The organism is Mesorhizobium sp. M1A.F.Ca.IN.020.06.1.1 (assembly GCF_004023265.1).
Lineage (GTDB): Bacteria > Pseudomonadota > Alphaproteobacteria > Rhizobiales > Rhizobiaceae > Mesorhizobium.
Map to the genome: position 1 here is coordinate 1 of NZ_RZSR01001517.1, position 836 is coordinate 836.

The 836-nt window shown below is 58.5% G+C and carries 2 protein-coding genes; both read right to left on the reverse strand.

Annotated features, from left to right (window positions below; genetic code table 11):
• Positions 1 to 227: TlpA disulfide reductase family protein (locus tag EOA60_RS35245; protein WP_164899884.1), on the reverse strand; the 227-nt coding region annotated here is incomplete at its 3' end.
• A 272-nt stretch (positions 228 to 499) separates the two neighbouring features.
• On the reverse strand, positions 500 to 836 hold a 337-nt coding region (locus EOA60_RS38515; RefSeq protein ID WP_206628433.1), incomplete at its 5' end, for a hypothetical protein.

The following is an 836-nucleotide window of genomic DNA, read 5'->3' on the forward strand; positions in this document are numbered from 1 at the left end:
GTTGCAGCCTTTTCGCAAGCTGCGACTCCGATAATCTCAAATCCGCTGTCTTTATATTTCTCCTGCAGTTCGATCAAATGGGGCATGGCGTGGACACATGGTCGGCACCAAGTCGCCCAAAATTCAACGAGGTAGACCTTGCCGGGCCGAAGGCTCGTGAGGGGCTCGCCACGCAGCCAGTTCTCCACTTTCAGCGCAGGAGCCGGGGACCCCATACGCAGTTCCATCTTGGTGTCCAAAGTCATTCCACACCTTTCGTCTCTTTTGTCGCGGAATATTTTCCAGTCAAAATCGGACACGGTCTCGAGGGCATTGCTCCCTCTCGCTTGCTTCAGCGGAGCTCTCACCGTGTTGCCGCACATCAAGCACGGCAAAGGGCATGCCAACCCTTCTTAGCTTCGGCAAGCGCCGGTACCGCCTTGAATAAGCGAGCCCTAACACGGCCAGCTGACGTTAACCTGAATGTCGGCTTTCGACGGCTCACCTTAGCGGCTGCCGTTTAGGAAGGTGAGAGTTTGGCTGGCCCGCTGGCGATAAGACCGGCTTCGGCGTCCTGGAGTAGTCGCACTTCGGCGATGGGGTCGAAAGTGCGGGAGAGGCTCGGTACCCTTGCAGCCACCGCCGCATGTGGCCCGGCGTCATAATTCGCGTCGCGGTTGCCAACGGCGGCGTTGGGCTCGATCCACGTGGCGTTGAGCCCGACAGCACGTAAAGCTGCATCGTGATTGAATGCCCTTTGCTGTTTCACGCCAAGCAGGAGTCGCGCGACGCTACCTTGCTCAAGCGCGAGCAGAGCGATCTGACGCCGTAGGAATATTGCTCGTCCCGCTTTTGCC